The 17,513-nt window shown below is 64.6% G+C and carries 14 protein-coding genes and 1 pseudogene; 5 read left to right on the top strand and 10 right to left on the bottom strand.

What is annotated here, in order from left to right:
* Positions 1 to 40: 40 nt before the first annotated feature.
* Positions 41 to 388, top strand: coding sequence for a hypothetical protein (locus tag SSPN_RS0119630; RefSeq protein ID WP_010307606.1), 348 nt, complete (start codon positions 41 to 43; stop codon positions 386 to 388).
* 688 nt (positions 389 to 1,076) lie between these two features.
* On the opposite strand, the gene SSPN_RS62785 is transcribed toward SSPN_RS0119630, so the two are convergent.
* Positions 1,077 to 1,388: a transposase gene (locus SSPN_RS62785; RefSeq protein ID WP_010307605.1), complete on the bottom strand. Its 312-nt coding sequence runs from the start codon at positions 1,386 to 1,388 to the stop codon at positions 1,077 to 1,079.
* Between the two features lie 161 nt (positions 1,389 to 1,549).
* Between SSPN_RS62785 and SSPN_RS53815 the strand changes: the two genes are divergently transcribed.
* The gene (locus tag SSPN_RS53815; protein WP_010307604.1) at positions 1,550 to 1,915 is read left to right on the top strand and encodes a hypothetical protein; all 366 of its coding nucleotides are present in this window, start codon (positions 1,550 to 1,552) and stop codon (positions 1,913 to 1,915) included.
* Positions 1,916 to 2,101: 186 nt separating this feature from the next.
* Here SSPN_RS53815 and SSPN_RS0119615 read toward each other — a convergent pair whose 3' ends face one another.
* Positions 2,102 to 2,530, bottom strand: a complete 429-nt coding sequence (locus SSPN_RS0119615) for an SsgA family sporulation/cell division regulator (protein WP_010307603.1) — start codon at positions 2,528 to 2,530, stop codon at positions 2,102 to 2,104.
* A 374-nt stretch (positions 2,531 to 2,904) separates the two neighbouring features.
* Here SSPN_RS0119615 and SSPN_RS0119610 point away from each other — a divergent pair, with 374 nt between their 5' ends.
* The gene (locus SSPN_RS0119610; RefSeq protein ID WP_044574666.1) at positions 2,905 to 6,612 is read left to right on the top strand and encodes a BTAD domain-containing putative transcriptional regulator; all 3,708 of its coding nucleotides are present in this window, start codon (positions 2,905 to 2,907) and stop codon (positions 6,610 to 6,612) included.
* A gap of 2 nt (positions 6,613 to 6,614) precedes the next feature.
* Here SSPN_RS0119610 and SSPN_RS0119605 read toward each other — a convergent pair whose 3' ends face one another.
* From SSPN_RS0119605 to SSPN_RS0119585, 5 genes are all read right to left on the bottom strand, one after another.
* Positions 6,615 to 6,839 (bottom strand): hypothetical protein, encoded by a 225-nt coding sequence (locus SSPN_RS0119605; RefSeq protein ID WP_010307601.1) that lies wholly within the window; start codon positions 6,837 to 6,839, stop codon positions 6,615 to 6,617.
* Positions 6,840 to 6,963: 124 nt separating this feature from the next.
* On the bottom strand, positions 6,964 to 7,581 hold the full coding sequence (locus SSPN_RS0119600; protein WP_029535513.1) for a helix-turn-helix transcriptional regulator: 618 nt from the start codon (positions 7,579 to 7,581) through the stop codon (positions 6,964 to 6,966).
* Positions 7,582 to 7,646: 65 nt separating this feature from the next.
* Complete coding sequence (locus SSPN_RS0119595; protein WP_010307599.1) at positions 7,647 to 7,871, bottom strand: hypothetical protein; 225 nt, start codon at positions 7,869 to 7,871, stop codon at positions 7,647 to 7,649.
* 1,051 nt (positions 7,872 to 8,922) lie between these two features.
* Positions 8,923 to 9,333, bottom strand: a complete 411-nt coding sequence (locus tag SSPN_RS0119590) for a cold-shock protein (protein ID WP_010307598.1) — start codon at positions 9,331 to 9,333, stop codon at positions 8,923 to 8,925.
* A 228-nt stretch (positions 9,334 to 9,561) separates the two neighbouring features.
* Complete coding sequence (locus SSPN_RS0119585) at positions 9,562 to 11,016, bottom strand: amino acid permease (RefSeq protein ID WP_029535512.1); 1,455 nt, start codon at positions 11,014 to 11,016, stop codon at positions 9,562 to 9,564.
* 419 nt (positions 11,017 to 11,435) lie between these two features.
* Here SSPN_RS0119585 and SSPN_RS0119580 point away from each other — a divergent pair, with 419 nt between their 5' ends.
* Both SSPN_RS0119580 and SSPN_RS0119575 read left to right on the top strand, forming a co-directional pair.
* Positions 11,436 to 11,750, top strand: a complete 315-nt coding sequence (locus SSPN_RS0119580) for an HC3 family zinc finger protein (RefSeq protein ID WP_158309602.1) — start codon at positions 11,436 to 11,438, stop codon at positions 11,748 to 11,750.
* Positions 11,751 to 12,456: 706 nt separating this feature from the next.
* On the top strand, positions 12,457 to 15,825 hold the full coding sequence (locus tag SSPN_RS0119575; RefSeq protein ID WP_010307595.1) for an ATP-binding protein: 3,369 nt from the start codon (positions 12,457 to 12,459) through the stop codon (positions 15,823 to 15,825).
* Here the strand turns inward: SSPN_RS0119575 and SSPN_RS44645 are convergent.
* From SSPN_RS44645 to SSPN_RS44635, 3 genes and pseudogenes are all read right to left on the bottom strand, one after another.
* A pseudogene (locus tag SSPN_RS44645) lies at positions 15,822 to 16,180 on the bottom strand (IS3 family transposase); the annotation flags it as partial. The gene SSPN_RS0119575 and the pseudogene SSPN_RS44645 overlap by 4 nt on opposite strands.
* Complete coding sequence (locus SSPN_RS62780) at positions 16,167 to 16,400, bottom strand: reverse transcriptase N-terminal domain-containing protein (protein ID WP_010307593.1); 234 nt, start codon at positions 16,398 to 16,400, stop codon at positions 16,167 to 16,169. The gene SSPN_RS62780 and the pseudogene SSPN_RS44645, both read right to left, overlap by 14 nt.
* Positions 16,401 to 16,447: 47 nt before the next feature.
* Complete coding sequence (locus SSPN_RS44635) at positions 16,448 to 17,389, bottom strand: AraC family transcriptional regulator (protein WP_010307592.1); 942 nt, start codon at positions 17,387 to 17,389, stop codon at positions 16,448 to 16,450.
* Between the last annotated feature and the right edge of the window lie 124 nt (positions 17,390 to 17,513).

Genomic DNA, 17,513 nt, shown 5'->3' with positions numbered 1-17,513 from the left:
CTTTCTTACTTTTGCTCGGACCGCTCAAAGGGAGGATGAGATGTCCGTCACGGACCGGGACGCAGCCCTATCGGCCACCCCACAACAGGATTTCGCAGACGCCCTCGATCAGGTGCTCTTCCACATGGGGTCAGCCCTCGACGAGGAGCAGACAAACATGGTGGCAGGCCACCTGGAGCGCCGAAACGTGCTGCCCGCTGCGGAGGCGATGGCGTCCATCGGGGCGGAAAAACGGCGGCGGATGTCTCGCGAGGACCGGAACCTTCTCCGCCTGGTCATCGAAACGTACGACGGCAATCGCACGGACATCGATCGCTTGGACTCGCAAGCTGTCCTTGACGCCCCGACCGTCAGAATCAGAGCACCCCGATTCCTCGGTCTGGCTTGATCCCCAGAAGCACCCGAAAACGAGGCTAGCGAAAATACCAGAGGCTGCCCCGCACGAAGGGCATGGCGCCTGCGCCGTCCAAAGCACCTCCCCAGCGATTTGCGCTCACGGTCGTCTCCCCCGCGTCCGTTGATTCGGCTGGTGAACACCGAAGACAGGATGCCGTGTCCGCCCCATAGAGCGGCTCATCCGAACGTTCTGCTCACGGGATGTGTTGTTGTCCGAAAGTCGACATCCGTGCGGGGGTCTCGCGATAGCGCCGCCCGCAAGCTCTCCACATGCACATACGTCTTCAGCAGCAAGATCAACCTTAGTGCGCCACGGCCTCGAGCCCTGCAGCCGCCGGTTCTTCTGCAAAGACCCACTGACTTATGGCAGCCCACTCGAGGGGGTAGGAATTCCTACCCCCTATTTTGCTGCCAGAAACCGCGCGGATTGGACGAGACCGCAGGTCGGTCCCCGAACTTTCGCAGACCCAGCACTGCCTGACAGGCACAACTCAATGCCCGGCGTCCTTTGCGGGAACGACAACGGCAGCGGCCATCGGTCAGCAACTTGCTGAGGTAACGGGCGAGTTAACGGGAAACGTCGAGCGTGATGCCCCTACGACCACCAGGCCGCCCGCGCAGTCTCACAAGAGTGTCAAACGGGCGTGGCGAGTGCATCGCGGATAATTTGGTAGACGGCCCTAGCCTGGAAGCGTTCGAGGCAGGCAGCGAATGATCTCGCGTTTGGGCCGTACTTCGACGGTTCGCCATTGCAGGTATTCGCGGGTGCGCTTGTCCCATCGCAGGCCGGTGAGTACGGCTCGGAACAGCGCTGCGTTGGCCCGCCGATGCCCGCCTCTGTTGAGGCGATGGCGCTGGGTCTTGCCAGCGGAGGCCTCGACCGGGCTGACACCGCACAGCGCCGCGAACGAGGACTCGCTTCGCAATCGGTGCGGGTTGTCGCCAGCGGCGATGAGCAGCTTCGCTGTGGAATACGGGCCGATACCGCGCAACTGCGGCAGTGCGGGCGCGGCGGCCCTGACGGCCGTGGTGATGCGCTGCCAGGGGTCGTGGATCTCCTCAGCGAGGTGCTGGATACGACAAGCCAGCCGGCTGAGCGTGTGCGCGACAGCGGCGGTGACACCCCGATTTGCCTCGGAATCCCGGAATCCAGGTGGGCGGAACGGGCAACGAGCCGGCTGAGACTCTCCGCGGCGAGTTCCTCGCGCAGCTGCGGCTCGGCGTTGACAGGACAGCCTTGGGTTGGTTGATTGCCTGCACCCCTGGCCGTCACCGCAGAGTCCTTGGCGAGTTTGAGCACCCGGATCGCTTCCAGAGGCTCGTCACCGCTTTCGGCGTGACCACGGTCTCGCCGGATAACACCGTGGGCGGCTGCCTCGGCATCCATCGCGTCGCTCTTGCCGCAGCGCCCGCGCATCGCCCGGTTCGGCCTGTTCACCTCGACTACATCCACACCGGCCGCACCCAGGAAGCGAGCCAGCCCGGCCACAACGAGGAGGATCCGGCTGTCGGCCTGTGAGGCTGCGGCAGAACGCCGGTCATGGGCGGCGTCTCCGGGTCCGCTCACCTCTCACAGGCACGCTAGATGATCAGCTGGGGTGTCCGCACCGAGAAGAAGATGATCTTGTGGTGAGAACTCGTCTACCAAAGACCCAGCCCCATCTCAACGTAGGCCACCCCGACGCACAGCCTTACTGAGATCACCTCAATGCAGGTCATTCTGCAGCAATCGACTAAGCTCCTCGTCGATGCTCATCCACTTGTGCTCGTCACCCGGGGCGACGACGTCGTAGGTCTCGTCCAGGAAGTCCGCCAGTTCGGCAGCGTGCGCTTCGAAGGCGGCCTGCCCGGACGGCGAGCTCAATGCGATAATGACGAGCTCGTGGTTGTCGGGTTGGGGGATGATCTGCACGTCACCTTCGCCACTCGCAACGATCAGCCCGTCCGCCAGGAGGTCCCGGGCGATCACCCAGTCGATCTGACCAGTCATCCCAGCGTGGAAGCTCATGTTCACCGCGTACGGCTCACGGCTCTCGTACCGCAGTTCCACCCAAACCGGGGACCTGACGCCCGCCGGGGCCGTGAGGTCGAAAACCACGTTAGAACGGATCGTCTTGTGGTTCTGGCTCGTCATGGCTGCACTCCTCAGCGTCGGATCCTGCACAACACCGAGCATTGCCGTCCTGGGTCCACAACTTCTTCACACCGTCTTCAGCCCGTCGCACGCCGCCGACGACCACCCTCCGCAAGCCGTGGAACAGCTCAAGAGGTCAAGCTGACGTGCAGAAACGACACCGACCGCGAGACGCGTCAGAGACGCAGCGGCGCCAAAGCACCCCTCCTGACGGCGCGCGTGCGCAAAGGGGCAATCCTTCGAGCAAACAGCGCGCATGTACAAACGGGCAATCCTTCGAGCAAACAAGATCAAGGACACAAACGGATGCCCAAAGGTGCACTACCTTGCAAGAGACCCAACCGTCGGTGGCTTCTGTGTAACAAGGGGTGGCAATGCCTGCGAGCGTGAGCGGCCCGCTCAAGGTCGAATTGCTGGGGCCTTCGCGCGCTTGGCTGGGACAAGAGGAGATCACGCTGGGCCCACCACGCCAGCGAGCGGTGTTCGCGGCGGTGGCGCTGCACGCCAATCACGTCGTCTCCCGACATGAACTCATCGACGCACTGTGGGGAGAACGCCCTCCCACCAGCGCCGAAGGAAGCGTCTACACCTATATCTCGGGCCTGCGTCGCCACCTGGAACCGCAGCGCTCCCGACGGTCCAACGACGGCGTCCTGGTCTCGCAACCAGCCGGTTACACGCTTCGGCTCGCTCCGGAAGCCCTGGACGTAGCCGTCTTCGAGCGACTGCGCGACCAGGGCCGGCAACAGCTTTCCTCCGGTGACTGCGAGGCCGCGGTTGAATCCCTGAACGCTGCATTGGGTCTGTGGCGCGGGGAAGCGCTGTCCGGCGTCCCGGGGCCATTCGCCGAGCGTCAACGCGAACGCCTGGCGGAACTGCGCCTGGCGACCATCGAACACCGCTCGAAGGCTGTCCTCGCACTGGGCGGTCACGTGGATTTGGCTGCGGAGCTTGCCGGGCTGGTCCGCGACTTCCCGTTGCGGGAGTCCCTGCGCGTGTTGTTGATGACCACCCTGTACCGCAGCGGACGACCGGCGGAGGCATTGGAGGTCTACCGGGACGCCCGCCGGATGCTGGTTGAAGAACTCGGCGTCGAACCGGGGCCCGAGCTGAGTCGAGTGCACGAACAGATCCTGGCCAACGATCCCGCACTGGACGCAGAGCCGGCGAGGCCACCGGTGGTTAGCAGAGCACAACGTCCGGCCAGCAGCGCACCGCTCTCGGTCGTTCCGGCCCACGTCACCCGTGCGCTGCAGCGAAGCGAGGAAAGCCGCTTCGTCGGACGCGCTTCGGAGGTCGCACGCCTGCAGGACTTGGTTGTCGAGGTGCTCGCCGGCCGTGGCCGACCGGTGTGGATCGAGGGCGATCCGGGGATCGGGAAATCCGAGCTGCTCACAGTCGCGCTCGCCGATGCCGGCCGCCGCGGCTGCCAACTCGCGTGGGCGGTGGCCGACGAACTGAGTCAGCGATTCCCGCTCCAGGTCATGACGGAGTGTCTCGGCATCGATGCGACGGCATCCGACCCGCGGCGGGCACAGCTTGCCGCCACCCTGCACGGCGAGCATTCCGCGGACCCGGTCCACCGGTTGCTCGAACTCGTCGATGAGATCTGCGTGATCTCGCCGCTGATTCTGGTCATCGACGACCTGCAGTGGGCGGACGAGGCCAGCGTTCTGGTGTGGCACCGGCTCTGCGCGGCGACGCGCCAATTGCCACTGCTGCTGGTCGCGGCATCACGCCCGGCACCAGACCGGGCGGAGGTGGGACAACTGCGCCGCGCTGTCGAATCGCGGGATGGCGCGGTTTTCCTGTTGGCTCCGCTGTCCGAGACCGAGACCGATCAGCTGCTCGGCGAATTGGTCGGCGCCAAACCAGGTCCGGTGCTGCGGGAAATAGCCGGACGCGCCGCGGGAAATCCGATGTACGTGCAGGAAATGACCGACGCCTTGCTGCGGGCCGATGCCGTGGCCATCGGCGATGGCACTGCCGACGTCCCCGCGTCATCGATCTCGGATGCCCCTCAATCCCTCGTTGCCGCAGTTGGTAAGCGACTCGACTTCCTTTCCCCGCGCGCCCGGGAAGTGCTCCGCTGGGGTGCGCTGTTCGGTATGGAATTCTCCGTCACCGACGTTGCCGCGGCCACTGGCCAACAGGCGTTCGAGCTTCTGGCGGCCTTCGAGGAAGCTGTCGCTGCCGATGTCGTCGTAGATGCCGAGACCGAACTGGCGTTCCGGCACCCGCTACTGCGGCAGGCGCTCTACGACGGAATCCCGAAGGCAGTGCGGGGCGCGCTGCACCGGCAGGCGGCGGAGGCATTCGCCCGCGGCGGTGCCCCGGTGCGACAGGTCGCCGAACAACTCCTGGCGGCACCGGCCGTCGACGACCGCTGGGTGCTGGAGTGGCTGGCGGAAAACCACGTCGCGGTGTCCAACCGGGCACCGCTGATCGCCATCGAGCTGTTCGAACGTGCGCTCGAAACCTGCCCGGCCGGTGACGCCAACCGAGAAGTGCTGCTCGCTGCGCTCGCGAAGGTGCTGTTCCGGGCGGGCCGCGAGGCGGAGCCGCAAGTGCGGCAAGCCCTCGCCATCGCGACCGCCCCGTACCGGTCGGCGGAGATGCGGCAGCTGCTGGCGGCGATGTTGTTCCGACGGGGCGAAACAGCCGCGGCGATCGACACTCTGGGGAGCTCGGACAACGATCCCGAGGTACCAGAGATCTGGCGGGCCCGGCACAGATCGCTGCAGGCCAACTTCCGCCGCGGCGACCTCAGCGACCTCGACGCGACCGAGAGTAGCGCCATCGACTCCTATGCGGAGGCGGCGGCGGCGGGTGAGCCCTACCCGATCGCGCACGCGTTGCAGACCAGATGGCTGGTGGACACGGTGCGCCGGGATCACATGCGAGCGCTGGAGTACGTCGACAGTGCGCTCGAGGTGATCGGCGACGATCCCGACCTCTCCGAATTCCGCTTCGATCTGCTCGACAACCGGACGTTCACCTTGCAGAACCTGGATCGCCTTGACGAGGCGGAAGAGGCGATGCGCTTGGCCCGCAAGGTCGCGGCACAGGACCTCTCGTCCAGCCCTCTCCAGGTGACCGAGGCGGTGCACTACTACTGGGTGGGCCGCTGGGACGAAGCCATGCTCGAGTTGCAGACTCTGACCGAGGATGGACCTGCGATCTCGTTCTACGGATTACGTGAGCCCGGTCCGGCCGCGTTGCTCTCGCACGGCGTCGGCGCGTTGATCGCCGGGCGGCGGGAAGACACCAAGACGACCGCACGTCATCTCGACGCGGCCGAGGAATATTCGCCGGCGAGCGGCGCGGAGCGGGAGAACGTCGACTTCTTGCTGGTCGCCCAGGCATTGGCGGCCGAGCAACGCGGGGAAGCGGACAAGGCCCTGTCCATCATGGATCCGATCCTAAGTCCGGGGTTCGCGCCCCTGATGCTGCGGCACCAATGGCTGCCAGACCTCGTCCGGCTGGCGGTTGAGGTCGGCGATCTCGACCGGGCACACCAAGCGTTGGACGTGTGCCGAGAGGAAGCGGGCGAGGAAAGCCAGCCGGCTCGGGCGTTCACCGCAGCCGCCCGCTGCGAAGGACTCATCTCCGGCGACCCCGAACCGATCATGGCCGCGGCGGAGCACTACCGAGAGGTGGGACGCGGGGTCGAACTCGCCGCGGCTCTGGAAGATATCGCGCTGCTCCTGGCCCAACGGAATCTGCAGGACGACGCCCAGCGCAAACTCGACGAGGCAGTCGAGCAATTCGGCCTGCTGTCCGCCCGCTGGGACATCCGCCGAGCCGAGTCCAGGCTACGCGCACATGGGATTCTCCCGAGTCCGCACGCCCGGGTCGTGCGCCCCGTCGAGGGCTGGGCTGCCCTGTCCCCGGAAGAGGTCAGGATCGCAATCCTGGTCTCGGAAGGGCGTTCCAACCCGGACATCGCGGCCGAGCTGGCCGTGCCACGGCGAATTGTGCAAAGTCATGTAACCAGGATCCTGGGCAAGCTGAACGTGCACTCTCGATTCGCTGTCGTCGACGAAGTTCGCAGACACGTCCCAGACGGCGCGCTGACCTAGATTCACACGTAATCGCCTGGGTCGACATCCAACAACAGATCTCGCAACGCCGCGCGCAACCGTTCGACCTGCAACGGCGTGAGCACCACATCGATACCATCTGGAGTGGTCAGAACCATCCTTCGTCCAGCGAACACAAGCGTCAGTTCGCGATCGCCGCCCTGTTCGTCGGAGCACGGAAGCACGCATCCCGCTGCATTCGCGGGGATCTCATCCGTGGCGAGCATCAAGGTCCTCCTTCGCGCCGCGACCTTCCGACATACGCCGGGTTCGGTAGCCAGCGCCGGGAAGTTAGCCGAGCGGCCAACTGTTTCGCGCAGTCGCACACCCACGTCGCCCGTCTCCTTCTGATCAGATCGCTCCGACTCTCATCGCATAGGCCACCGCGTGTGGCCGGTTGCGCAGGTTGAGTCGATTGGTCACCCCGTAGACGACGTTCTTGACCGTCCGCTCGGAGTAGCACAAGTGTTGCGCGATCTCCGCGGTGTCCAGTCCGTCAGCCATCAACCGCAGTACGTCTACTTCCCGGGAGGTTAACCCGGATGCGTTCAAGCCCTTCGGGGTCAACACTTCCCGCTGCAGGTAATCGACCTGCTTGAGCAACTCGCCCAGCAGGTTGGGTGGCATCATGCCGCCGCCCTTGGCCGCGGCGATCACGCTGTTGATCAGTCTCGATCCGGTAGCCGCAGTGCGCGGCAGCACAGCCACCACGCGGGATTCGACCGCACCGAGCACATCAGCCGGGTTGAGTTCGTTGGTAACCAGCACTCTGGGCATCGACCACTGCTGTGCGGAATGCCGCATATCAGCCAGAATCTTGGCATTGACGCGGTCTGCGGCGAACACGATCACATCGGCTTCAGCGGGGTTGGGCACCACGAAGAGCTCGGCCCGCGTCTTGAGGAAACTCGTCAAGCCCGCCAGGGTGATCGGATCCTCGGCCTGCACACCCACGCGCACTCGGTTCATCGGGGCCTCCCACACGCTCTGTGATGTCGTGATCTCAGTGTGCGAAGGCCGTCTTCACAATTTCTCTACATCTTCTCTACGTTTGTTCTCCCTGACCACAGCTGCTCGATCAGGCTACACCGGCTCCACTCGTCGAGGAGGAGATCGATCCACAGGACATGCAGTTGAGCAGCCCGTTCATTACCCGCCGCACGGCACCGCAGGACGTACTGGCGGGCGTCCGACATCTCGGTCTCCAATTGCCGCAACACAAGCCCGCCATCTTCGGGCTGCTCTTCCGTTCCCAACACGTTTCCTCCCCATCATGTTGGACAACCAGGCCTGAGGCCTCGCGGAACTCCGCTCCGCCCCTCGGGACTGGCCAAATGATTAACCTGGGTTGCCTCGTCGCACCATCCATTCGACGAAATGCAAAATCGCTGCAAGTAGCGGCTGAGCGCGTGCGGCGAGCACTGGCCGGCGTGGCGGGCCTGCCTGAGATCGGCCCGTTGAGCAGAACCTGGGCGCCGGCCAGGTACAGCACCATGCCCTCTCAGGCAGCGGGCACCGCCCGATACGTCGCTCTCTGCACTGATCGCGGCATTCCAGCGTGACGGAGCGCCGCTGTCGTTTGACCTGTAACCAGCAACCCCTCCCTTGCCGGCCAAGATGAACAGTTTGCGCGGGCCTGGCAGGCCCACCGCCGGAAACCTGCCAGGCCCTACGAAGGCGTCGTCGGGAGTTGCAGACGACGCCGAGTTCGCGCTGCGCGGAGCAGCCGGATCCGCGCGCTCGCATGAGGTGTAACCGGGTAGGAAACCGGGGGAAACTCGCCGTCTGCGATGCGCACATCGCTTTCGCAGCCCCCGCACCCACAGACACGGCCGATCACCTGCCCGCAGCGCCGCGTCGGATCAGGAGATTCGCCGATGCTGATCGACCGTGGTCGAGTGATGATCGCAGCCCGCATCTGCAATGCACCTTCCTCAACATCGTCGTTGGCCTCGTGCATTCAAAACTGCGCTCAAATGAGCATCGCGCAGCCCAAGGGCCGAACAATGATTTCCGGGCTATTCAAGACCTCGTCGGGCGCCCACAACAAATGCATGAAGAAATCTAAGCCCCACGGGACACGCCGTCTTGCCCATTCGCGCACATCTCGTCCGCGCAGCGGCGGCACTCGCCGCAGCTAACACGACTTGACCGAAATCAGAATTCCAGATTACGGAAACGATTGGGCGGTGGATCGTAGGACAGGTGATAAATGCCGAATGCCCGGTCAGAAGGGCGTTGCGCCCCGACCGGGCATTCGGATCTTCTAAATGTTCAGCGAAGCCAGTTCTACGACGCCGGGCAGGCCTGTCAGTCCTCCACCCAGCCGTGGCGCCGCGCGAACGCAACGAGTTGCTCACGCACCTGCAGGATCTGCCCGCCCGTCATGTCGGGCACAGCCCCGATCAGCACATCCGTGATGTTCTGAGTGAACTCGACCGGCGTCAGAACTTCGCACAACTCATCGCTCTTCCGATCATCGGCGGCGGCCTGCGCCACGGACGTTTGCGAAACGACACTGAGCAACCGCACAGCTACGGCCTTCGTGCCCTGGTTGCCCGGCGCCGCCTCGAACTGCACCCGCGTGCCGCCGCGAAGAACGTGCTTGAGTTCCTCACCCAGGATGGACGCGTGCAGGAACACGTCCTCGCCACCGATGTCCGGCTCGATGAAACCGAACCCCTTGATCCCGTCGTACTTTACGATCGTACCTGTTTGCACCGCTACCGCCCTCAACCTCAAGTCCACGATTCAACACCACCAACAATTGCATCAATAGTTTAGCGCCCGCGACGCGAAAACAGAACGCATCTGGACACTCGTTTCGCTCCGCGCAGCGAAAATACGAGAACGCGGTCACGAGCTACCCCGAATTACCCGTGACCACGTCCCGTGCCGGCGTTCCCTAGGCGCGGACAAAGGGCGCACCGACGTTCTGGAGGAGCCCGGCTAATGATCCTCGCCGGTTCCCTCCAGAGACTTCGCCGCGTCCACTCGCTTGCGGACGCAGAACCAGCCGATCACCAGCGCGAGCGCGAGCACCGGCACGCACAGCAGGGTCATCCGCCCCGCCGGGACGTCGAACCACATCAGGAACGCGACGGACAGCAAGAACGCGATCGTGACGATCTGGGTGACCGGCGAGCCTGGCAAGCGGTAGGTCGGCCGCGTGACTGCTCCGGTCCGCGCCTTGCGCACGAACAGGAGGTGGCACAGCATGATCATGGCCCAGGTGGTGATGATCGCGATCGCGGTGAAGTTCAGGACGATCTCGAACGCGTCAGCGGGCACCACGTAGTTCAGGCCCACACCGAGCACGCAGACCGCGCCGGTGAGCATGATTCCGCCGTAGGGAACCTGGCTGCGGTTCATCAAGCCGGTGAACTTCGGCGCCGAACCGGCTGCCGCCATCGAGCGCAGGATGCGGCCGGTGGAGTAAAGCCCGGAGTTGAGGCTGGACATCGCGGCGGTCAGCACCACGAGGTTCATCACGTCACCCACAGCCGGAACTCCGACCTGCGACAGGACCGTCACGAACGGGCTCTCGCCCTTCTGGTAGGCGTTCCACGGCAGCAGCATCGCCAGCAACACCACTGAACCGACGTAGAAGATGCCGATCCGCCACATGATCGAGTTGATCGCCTTCGGCATGATCTTCGCCGGGTTCTCCGTCTCCCCCGCGGCGACACCGACCAGTTCCACGGCGGCATAGGCGAACACGATCCCCTGGACCACGAGGACCAACGGCACCAGACCGTTGGGCAGGATCCCTCCGTGATCCGCGATCAACTGCGGCCCTGGCACCGTGCCACCGATCGGATGTGCCGTAACCAGCAGACCGATACCAACCGCCATGAACGCGACCAGTGCGCCGACCTTGACGATCGCGAACCAGAACTCCATCTCACCGAAAAGCCGCACCGAGACCAGGTTCAGCGCAAGCACCACCACCAGCGCCACCAGCGCCAGCACCCACTGCGGCACGGGCACGAACAAGCTCCAGTAGTGCGCATACAGCGAGATCGCAGTGATGTCGGCAATGCCCGTGGTCGCCCAGTTCAGGAAATACATCCAGCCGGCAACGAAAGCACCCTTCTCACCCATGAACTCCCGCGCGTAGGACACGAACGCGCCCGACGACGGCCGATGCAGAATCAGCTCGCCCAGCGCACGCACAACGAAGAACGCGAACACACCGCAGACGCCGTACGCGATCGCCAGCGCCGGACCAGCCTGCGCCAACCGCCCACCAGCACCGAGGAAAAGCCCGGTACCGATCGCACCCCCAATCGCGATCATGTTGATGTGGCGAGGTTTCAGGGACTTGCGGTATCCCCTGTCCCCTGGGTCCACATGTGTTTCCGGCTCCGGCTGACTAGGATCCTGCAGTGTTTGCTTAGTCACAGAGTTCTCTCGTTTCCGGTGTCGTCTCCTGAACAACACGCCAATGCGACCCACGGGAGATCGCCAGACTCGTCGTGCTCGTGACACTTGGAGTGGAATGCTGGGGCTAAGGTTCCGAATGGTCAAGATTTCCACCCGAGAACGGGATTTCCGGGCAGCCCCCATGTCCCGCTGAGGCAACGCTTCCTGTTTTGCTCCGAAAATCCTGCGCGAACGGGCAGCACCCGTAGCGCTACATTTGCCGACGAAGCACCGAATTGTGATTTAGACCATCTCGGGCAACCCAAAGGTACACGTGGGTGCCGACCAATCGCGAATTACCCGCTTGCTTTCGTAACGTCGACGTCGTGAGTCGGTTGATGCAGCGGCATCGAAAACCGACGGCGCAAGTTCCGCAACGACATGTGGAGGCGATCAACGTGAGCACCGTTCGGTGGCGGCCGGTGGACGGCGCCAGGCATGCCATGCGCAAGGAGCAACTTCACCGCGAGCTCGGCGCCGAGTTAACCGCACTCTGCGGTAAGACCATCAAACTAGTCCGACCAAAGGAAACCGACTGGTTCTGGGACAGCTGCCCAGACTGCTGGTCCGCAGCGAAGATCATCAACAGCGCCGCGGCCCGCGAGAGGACGCTGCACCGAGGTGATTCCGGTGCGGGCTGGGCCGCCGTGCCCGTGGTGGTCCAGGACGAGTGCTGCTCAGACGATGGTGCCGATTCGCGAGGCCGGAGGTGAAGTGTCGCAGAGCACGCCAGCGGCACGCGAGCGCAGCGAATCCGCATTCCCCCAAACGCGCAGTCGCGCAGCATGTCGTGTACCCGAGCCGGGTTCGACGTCGCAAGCCCCAGGTCGGGGAACCGCCGGGCTGAGTCAAGGCATGGACGTTGCCGTCCGGCCGCCGGGTCTTGCCGGAACACCGCCACCGGTCGATCTGGGCGCCATTGGCACTCGTGGTTCTCACCGACACGGCCGGAGGAGAAGATCTTTCCGTCCAGGATCACAAAAGGCGAGACCGCGGATTTTGGCCCGCTGGAGGGCTTCGTGCAGATCCGGACCTGGGCTGCCAACCATGATGACCTGTCGGGATACCGGTAGCCGGTCGCGTTGTCACGGGTCGACGTGGGGACCGCAGGACGGTCCCCAAACGCCGCAACCCCAGCAAGGCCTGCGGAAACGCGGTCAGCGGCCAGCGTGTTTCGAGTGTGCCGATGCGGCACGTGATCAGGAGGAGCCTGCCTCTTGTGGATCATCCTTGGTCAACTCTTGGACCCAGCTTTACTCAAATCACCTCGATGAATCGGCTCTGCACCCGAAAGTGTGTAATAAGACCGGCTCTTGGCGGCATGGACTCGGGTATCGTCACCGCGCGCACTCGAGCGGATGACTCCGATTGGTGCGCCTTGCGCCTCGCCGAGCGTGTACTGAGGACTGGAGTGACCCGATGACAGCTGAACTCCGCATCGAGTTGCTCGGCCCGGTGCGGGCCTGGCGCGGAACCGACGAGCTCGCACTCGGTTCCGCCCACCGCCGGGCCGTCCTGGCCATACTGGCGACCTACGCCAACCGTGCCGTCTCGCGGCAGGAGCTCATCGACGCCGTGTGGGGCGAGACTCCCCCGACCAGCGCCGAAGGCAGCATCTACACATATGTTTCCGGCATCCGCTACGCCCTGGAGCCCGGGCGCCCACGGCGCTGTGCCGAAGAGCTCCTGACCTCGGTGAGCGCTGGCTACTGCCTGCGGATTCCGGCCGAGGCGTGCGACGTGCACCGCTTCCAGGAACACCGTGATCGCGCCCAGCGCTGCTGGGCCGCACGGGACGCGGCCGGAGCCATTGAAGCATTGGATTCCGCCCTGCGGCTTTGGAAGGGCGAGGCGCTCTCAGGCGTTCCCGGACCGTTCGCCACGAACCAACGAGCGCGCCTCGCCGAGTTGCACCTCGCGACATTGGAACGGCGCGCCGAGCTCATGCTCGCCGCGGGCGGACATGCGGAGATCGTCGCGGAGCTGTCGATTCTGGCACGTGAGCACCCATTGCGAGAAGGATTGCGCGAGCTGTTGATACTCGCGCTCTACAGATGTGGCCGACAGGCTGACGCACTGGCGGTCTTCCACGAAACCCGCCGAACGCTGATCGAGGAGTTGGGCACCGAACCGAGGCCAAAGCTACGTGACCTGCACGAGCAAATACTCGCCAGTGCTCCCGGGCTGGCGAAAACCGACGTTCAGGTAGCAGTCCCGAAACCGACGCCACCCAAGGTTGCGTGGGCCGGATCTCCGCAACCCGTCCGTCCCGCCAACTTCGTCGGGCGTGCGGACGAGGTGGCCTTCCTGCGCACAGCGGTGTCCGAGGTCGCTGCGGGGAATGGCCAGTCGGTGTGGCTGGAAGGTGTGGCCGGCATCGGGAAATCCTGGTTGCTGGCCGAAGGACTCGCCGAGGCGACGGCGTCGGGCTGCCAACTCGCGTGGGGGGTGTGCGACGAACTCGACCAGCCTTTCACGCTGCATGCCCTGCTGGGCTGCCTCGGTATCGAGGCGGATTCGGCGGATCCGCGGCGTGCCGCACTGGCATACGAACTGGGCGGCGGTTCCGGCGTATCGGTTCCCGCAGACTGTCTATCGGAGGCCGTGCACCGCCTGCTCGGACTGGTCAGCGAGCTGTGCGCGGACGCTCCGCTGATCTTGGTGCTCGACGACCTCCAGTGGGCCGACGAAACGAGCCTGCTGGTATGGCAGCGCTTGTGCCAGGTCAGCAGGCAGCTGCCGCTGCTGCTCATCGGGGCGTGCAGACCCATTTCGTCTCGGCGTGGACTGCAGCGACTGCGCGCCTACGCAGAAGCCGAGTGCGAGGCTCTCGCGCTCGCGCCTTTACCGGATTCCGAGGTGGGCGATCTCCTCAGGAAGATCGTTGGACTCCCGGTCAACGCCGAGCTGCGGAACCTGGTCCACAGCGCCGGTGGAAACCCCCTGTACGTCCGGGAGATCGTCAATGGTCTGCTGCGCACTGGCTCGATCGTCTTCACCGACGACAAAGCCGGGACCGACCCCTCGTTGCGAGGGGAGGTCCCGGACGTAGTGCTCTCGGCGATCGGGAGCCAGCTGGCGTTCTTGTCCGGCCCGACCGCGGATTTCCTGCGTTGGGCCGCACTGCTCGGCGAACGCTTCTCGCTGACCGACGTGGCGACCGCGCTGGGCAAGCCGGCGTCGGAACTGAGTGAGATGATCGACGAGGCGTGTGCCACCGGGCAGCTGAAGGAATCCGGCGAAATGCTCGCCTTTCGTTATCCGGTGGTGCACCAAGCCTTCTACGGCCGGATTCCCAAGGCCGTCCGGCTGGCCTTGCACCGGCAGTTGGCAACAGCCCTGGCTCAGGCGGGAGCGCCAGCCGAGCGGATCGCTGGCCAGTTGATCGCAGCACCGGAGCCGGTGGATTCGTGGGTGGTCGACTGGCTGCTAGCCAACGTCGCTGTCCTGGCCAGCAACGCGCCGCGCACCGCGACGGCGTTGTTGCGCTCCGCGCTCAACCGCGTATCGATGTCCGGTCGGGCGCGCGAGGAGCTGGCGGCGACCTTCGCCCGACTGCTGTTCTCGCTGGGCCGAGTACCGGCGAACACAGCTCAGTACGTGTTGTCCAGGACCACCGACAGCCTGCTCGCTGCGGAGGCACGGCTGATCCTCGCTTACAGCTACTACCGCAAAGACCAGCTCGGTGCCGCCCTCAGCACGCTTCGTCCGGCGATGCGTGACGAGCGTGTTGCCGATAGCTGGAAGAGGCGGATTCAGCCCCTGCTCGCCACTTTGGACCCCACCGACCCGGCCGTGGTCCCGAAGCCACGCGTGGCGCACGACTCGCTGGACCTACCGGACACCTACAGCGCGGTGCCCGAACTAGGTGACCTGTGGCTGCTCGCCCTGCAGGACACGACACTCGCGCTTCAGAGTCTGGACCACCTCAGCGATCCCTTGGCGGCTTTGCGAGGTGCCGAGCACTTCGCGACCTCACACACCCTTCCTGGTGAGGTCGCGCTTGCCGGCGCAGTGCACTACTACTGGCTGGGGATGTGGGACGACGCACTCGCCAGGATCACCGCAGTGACCGAATGTGCACCGGAGACGGAGTCATACTTGCTGGCGCGGCCAGGTGCGTCCACGATCGTGCACGGAGTCGCAGCGTTGGTCGCCGCGCACCGCGACGACCAGGAGACGGCGTTGGGACACCTGCACTGCGCAGGACAATGGTCGCGGACCGAGTTCCAGCCCGGCATCGATTTCGTGCTCGCGACACGTTCGCTGCTCGCCGAGCAGCAGGACCGACTGCCTGAGGCGCTGGCCTGGCTCACCCCCGTCATCGGATCGGACTTCGCGCCGATGGTGCATCGCTACCGATGGCTTCCCAGAGTGGTCCGGTTGGCGACGCACCTGGGCAAGTCCGATCAGGCACGAGCCGCGCTGCGGGTGTGCGAGTCCGATTGCATCCGAACCCCGTCACCGTCACGTGAGGCTGCGGTCGCACATTGCCGAGGACTGGTCACCCGCGATCCCGGGGAGGTCGTCGCGGCGGCAGACCACTACCGGTGCATCGGCCGCAGGATAGAACGCGCCGCCGCCGACGAGGACGCCGCAGCCCTGCTCACCGAGCGTGGTCTTGTCGAGGAAGCCCGAGCCGCACTTATGTCCGCACTTTCGGCATTCACCGATGTGAGGGCGTTCTGGAACGTTCAACGCGTCGAGTCTCGAATCCGGGAGCTCGGAAACCACCGAATCGCAGCCGCACCAGCGCCACACCAGACGTCGTCGCCGCCACAGTATTAGATGAGGTGTGTCAATGATCTTGGACGGACCTCGGTGGTTTCCTCAGACCGCGGTGACGGTGAGGTGATCTCGGTGTGCCTCGCGGCGGTGCGGTAACCAAGGCTGTTGTGGAGTCGTTCCCGGTTGTAGAAGACGTCGATGTAGTCGGCGACGGCGAAACGGACGCGGGCCCGGGTTGCGAACGGTTCTCGGTGATATGTCTCGTTTTCCAGCAAGGTGAAGAACGACTCGGCGACGGCGTCCCAACACACACCAGTGCGACCGACGCTTGTGCGGACGCGACTTTCCTCGCAGAAAAACGGGAAAACTCAGCCGATATGTACCTGCGTTCCGCGTCGGACTTAAACACCCGTCCCGGTCGACGTGTCTGTGGGTGACGAACCGCTGCCCGGGCGGAACCGCAGCATCAGCTCCTGCAGATTTCTGACCTTGGCCAGGTCTCCTGCCTGCGACACCGTGAAGATCCGTCGCCGCAAACGCCTCACGTTGCCCTCGGCTGCGTCCCAATCGGCTTGGGACCAGCCGACAAGGCACGTCTGCCGCTTCTCAGCGGTCAGTCCCCCGCCCCACCGCATTCCATCTGCGGTGCTCAACGATGGCGAGGCGTCAACGAGGGTCCACGTTAGTGGTCGCGATGGTCTTTTGGAGTGTGGCCGAAGTGCTGGCGGAATGCCTTGGTGAAGGTGTGGGCCGAGTTGAAACCGGATTCGTAGGCGATTTGGGTGATCGTTTTGTGAACATTGGCGGGGTTCTCGAGTTGTTGTCGCGCGTAGTGGAGGCGTTCTTGGCGAATGAGTTCGCTTGGGGTCGTTCCAGCTTGGCGGAGAACGGTTTGGATTTGTCGTTGCGACCAGCCGAGTGCTTGTGCGATCGATTCCGTGTTGAGTCCAGAGTCCCGCGCATTGCCGCGAACGTGTTGGCGTATTTGGGTTTCGATCTCGCGTGCGTGGCTTGTCGGCGGTTGGGTGTCGCCGAGGACGAGCAGGCAAACCAGGTCGGTGAGGTGTTGGCTTGCTCGGTCGAATTGGGTTGCGGAGAGGGAGTGGCGTTCGGTTTTGAGGGTTACGAGGCTGGTGTGGATGAGTCGCCCGAGACCGCGGGTGAGGTCCATTTCGGGGTTGAGGAGTGCGGCGCGGCCGAGACGGTGGTCGATCTCGCGACGGGGCATGGTGAGGATCATGCCCCTATGACGGGATCCGACCCCGAGGTCGAACGGAGTGTTCACGGTGAACAGCGCGCCAGCGCCGGCGGTGAGCACACGCTGGTTGTTGGCGTCGCGTAACGCGAGCGAGCCGCTGGTGGTAAGGACGAGTCTGTACCGCTCGTCGGGGTCGGTATGAATATGGCGCTTGGTGCGCTGGACCCATTGCGGGGTAGAGACGCCCCAGGCCACGAGTTGGTAGGACTGGGTGCGTTGGCAGGTTGCGCGGCCCTGGAAGTCGTCCGGCCGCAGGACTCGGGAGTTGACGGTGCAGTGGAATGAGCTGATTCGCTCGCACCAGTATTCGAGCCGGTCGGCGCGTGACATGTCCACGCTGGTGGTATCCACGGTGGTGGTAGACACGTGGTAACTCGGTGGCATCGCGGCCTCGGGCTGTATCAGGGACGGATATCGGGAAGTCTAGGCCGTGTGGCTTGTCTCGACTAGACCGTTTAGTGGCAGCGCTTCGCTCATAAGTTGGCGCGGG

This window comes from Saccharopolyspora spinosa NRRL 18395, assembly GCF_000194155.1.
Taxonomy (GTDB): Bacteria; Actinomycetota; Actinomycetes; order Mycobacteriales; family Pseudonocardiaceae; genus Saccharopolyspora; species Saccharopolyspora spinosa.
This window is presented reverse-complemented; position numbering and strand designations above follow the sequence as displayed.